The organism is Mesorhizobium sp. M7A.F.Ca.CA.002.05.1.1 (assembly GCF_003998335.1).
In the GTDB taxonomy this organism is placed as follows: Bacteria; Pseudomonadota; Alphaproteobacteria; order Rhizobiales; family Rhizobiaceae; genus Mesorhizobium.
This window is the reverse complement of record NZ_RZQI01000749.1, coordinates 1-2,977: the sequence shown is the minus strand read 5'-3', so window position 1 is coordinate 2,977 and position 2,977 is coordinate 1. Positions and strand designations below refer to the sequence as shown.

The 2,977-nt window shown below is 61.9% G+C and carries 4 protein-coding genes and 1 pseudogene; all 5 read right to left on the bottom strand.

What is annotated here, in order from left to right:
* Positions 1-507: pseudogene (locus tag EN939_RS27785) on the bottom strand (hypothetical protein); the annotation flags it as partial.
* Positions 504-782: a hypothetical protein gene (locus tag EN939_RS27780; protein ID WP_127270922.1), complete on the bottom strand. Its 279-nt coding sequence runs from the start codon at positions 780-782 to the stop codon at positions 504-506. The gene EN939_RS27780 and the pseudogene EN939_RS27785, both read right to left, overlap by 4 nt.
* Positions 779-1,885, bottom strand: coding sequence for a helix-turn-helix transcriptional regulator (locus tag EN939_RS27775; RefSeq protein ID WP_127270920.1), 1,107 nt, complete (start codon positions 1,883-1,885; stop codon positions 779-781). Before EN939_RS27775 ends, EN939_RS27780 begins: the two co-directional genes overlap by 4 nt.
* Before the next feature lie 266 nt (positions 1,886-2,151).
* Positions 2,152-2,292 (bottom strand): DUF1127 domain-containing protein, encoded by a 141-nt coding sequence (locus EN939_RS27770; protein ID WP_013529236.1) that lies wholly within the window; start codon positions 2,290-2,292, stop codon positions 2,152-2,154.
* 160 nt (positions 2,293-2,452) lie between these two features.
* Positions 2,453-2,977 (bottom strand): zinc-binding dehydrogenase (locus EN939_RS27765; protein ID WP_164751275.1); only part of this gene is annotated, 525 nt, incomplete at its 5' end.

The following is a 2,977-nucleotide window of genomic DNA, read 5'->3' as shown; positions in this document are numbered from 1 at the left end:
CTCAAGCCCGAGCCTCGCCGCAATCAGGCTGGCACGCGCCAGATGCGGCCGCAGCGCGTTCATTCGCGCGAGATCGTCTGCCGAAGGACGATCGTTGTCGCGCCAGCGCTCGGTCGAAAACAGTGCCATTTCCCCCGTCGGCATGACGATGAACGAACCAATCTGTCCGCCAATCCCCAGCGGCCGGGTGCGATCGAGGCGCAGGTGATTGCTTGCCAGAGCTCCGGCGGGGAAATAATCGGCGTCGTAGACAAAAGCCGAAGGCGGGGTCATCGAGAAGAGGAGTTGCACCTCCTCGCTCTTCTGCCATCCATTGGCAGCGTCGAAAGCCTCCAGCACTGGCGAGATCAAATCGGTCGCGATGAATTTTGGCGGGGCTCGGTCATCGAACAGGACAAGCGAGGCGGCAGCCGAGTTGGACTCGCTGCTCAACTGCTCCAGGACGTCGCGCCACATCTCCGGCACGAATGCAGCCTCGTAGATGCGGTCGGCCAGATCGGAAGTCACTTGTGCCTCGTTGGCTGCGCTACCAACTCCGCGTTCTTCACCAAGGCGGCAAGCTGGCTTTGCTGGCGGGTTCCTGTCTTGGCGAATATCCGCTCAAGATAGGTGCAGCCGGTTTTCACGGTGATGGTCAGATCGGACGCCGCATCCTTCAACGGCCGCGGTTCTGCATCAGCGACAATCAGTTGGAACTCTCCGCAGGCGGAACCGGTCGTGCCGGGCCAGAGCTCGGGAACGAAAGCCGCCTCGTAAATCGCTTCGATCAGGCCGCCGCTCATCGGAACGGCTCCGCGCTCTTCAACAAGGCGACAAGCTGGCTTTGTTGCCGTGTCCCGGTCTTGGCGAAGATCCGTTCGAGATAGGTGCGGCTGGTTTTGACGGTGACGTTGGAGCTTGCCGCTGCCTCCTTCAACGGCCGCCCTTGCGCAAGGGAGGCCGCCAGCCGCGCCTCTGCGGGCGTCAGGTCGAACAGGCCGGCAAGCAGGCTTGGCGACGGCACGGTGGCGCTGGCGCTCATCGCCGTCGCCGCAACCAGAATGTCAGCCCCGGAAAAGATCTCATGCGCGGCACGGCGCAGCGGCAGGAGATGAATGACCAGCGCCGGTTGGCCCTCCCTGGCTGGAATGGGGATGGAACGCACGACCCGATCTTGCAAATTGTGCGTAATGGCTTGCCGGAAAAGCTCATTCGCGGACACGTCGGCAAGTGCCATGCCGCCATGTGCGGCGGCGATGAAAACGGATGGCATGTTTTCCAGCAGCACATTGGCCGTCAGCACGCGTCCCGATGCAGTCATTACCGCCGCCGGCAGACCAAGGGCCTCGAGAGCCGAGACGCTCGCTTTGGCCTGCTCCATGCCCAGCCGCGCCGATACCAGGCCGGCACGCGAAAAGTGCGGGCGAAGCTGGTCGAGCCTGTCGATCGACGTCTGATCGTAGGTGCCGTCCCGCGTCCAGCGTTGAAAGACAAATGTAACCAGTTCGCCGCTCGGCATGGCAACCGCCGAACAGATATGAGCGCCGATACCTGCCGCCCTCAATTGTATCCGTACCGGATCATGCTCGAGCTCGTCGGCAGTCAGAAAATCTTCGACCTGCACGAAACTCGCCGGTTGCAGGCTGCACATGCGCTGAATCGCATCGGAGAATTTCCAGCTGTCGCCGGCAATGAATTCATCGAACAGGGAGCGGACGGTTTCAAGGGAATTGCCATGCCCGGGAGACTCGTCACTCAACCGGCCGCGAACGGGGGAGCCGTCGCTGAACAGGAAGATCGCGCCGTCAGCCGAACTCGAAAGCTCGCTGGCCGCTTCGAGCGCACCCGCCCATAAATCCGGCACGAACGCGGCCTCGTAGATCCTGTCCGTAAGATCATCGAACATGAGAGCGCACAGTCCTTTCAGAGTCAGCGTCTTGCCGGCTCGGATCGTCAACGCGCTCCCACACGCCAACCGATACCCGCAGGATCAAAATGCCATGCTGAAAGCTGAGGTCAACCTCAGATTGCTGTCGAGCCGCATGCAGTTGCCGGCCCCAAAACGACAAAACCCGCCGGACTGGGTCCAGCGGGCTCGGAACCGCGACAAAAGTCGTCTGGTGCGGCTCTGGCTTCCACGGCTTGGTCCGCCGGAGCGGACCAGACGTGGCTTTAGATAGCCCTGCGGGCGATCTTTTCGATGTCGGCGCGGTTGATGCCGAGATCGCTGAGCTGACGTGCGTTGAGACGGTTCAGTTCGCGGACGGTCTCGGTGTACATACGCCAGTTACGGAAAGCGCGGATCGGGTTCATGGTAGTCCTCCAAATTGATGTTCGTTTCGATGGTGCTCAAATAGGCGTCATCGATGAGGACTTGAATGGCTGATTTTGCATAGCAATGATGCAAATGCTGCATTGCAGCATTAAGCTTCTGTTCATCTTGTAGGCAGCGAGGCGCTGACCTCGCTCGCTGTCAGCCGACGTCGAGCACGATCTTGCCGATGTGTTCGCCGTCCTCCATCCGCTCATGCGCCCGCCAGGCTTCGCTGAGCGGGAAGATCATGTCCATGACAGGAGCAACCTTGCGCGTGCCGAGCAACGGCCACACCTGCGCTTCCAGCGCCGCCGCGATCGCCGCCTTGAACTCGACGGTGCGCGGCCTCAGCGTCGACCCGGTGTGGGTAAGCCGCTTGACCATGATTTTCGAAAAATCCGCGCTTGCGACAGCGCCGGCCTGCACGGCGATCTGGACGATCCGACCCTCGACCGCAGCGGCCTCATAGTTGCGCGCCACATAGTCGCCGCCGACCATGTCGAGGATGACGTTGGCGCCCTTGCCGTCCGTTGCCTCCTTGACCGCGGCGACGAAATCCGCCTCGCGATAGTTGATCGCCCGGTCTGCGCCGAGCTTCAGGCAGGCGTCGCATTTCTCCTTGCTGCCGGCGGTGGTGATGACATAGGCGCCGAAGGCCGAGGCAAGCTGGATCGCCGTCGCGCC

What these genes read in the sequence shown, in the direction of transcription:
- EN939_RS27780 (WP_127270922.1), bottom strand. Translation starts at nt 782, where the DNA reads ATGAGCGGCGGCCTGATCGAAGCGATTTACGAGGCGGCTTTCGTTCCC.
- EN939_RS27775 (WP_127270920.1), bottom strand. Translation starts at nt 1,885, where the DNA reads ATGTTCGATGATCTTACGGACAGGATCTACGAGGCCGCGTTCGTGCCG.
- EN939_RS27770 (WP_013529236.1), bottom strand. Translation starts at nt 2,292, where the DNA reads ATGAACCCGATCCGCGCTTTCCGTAACTGGCGTATGTACACCGAGACC.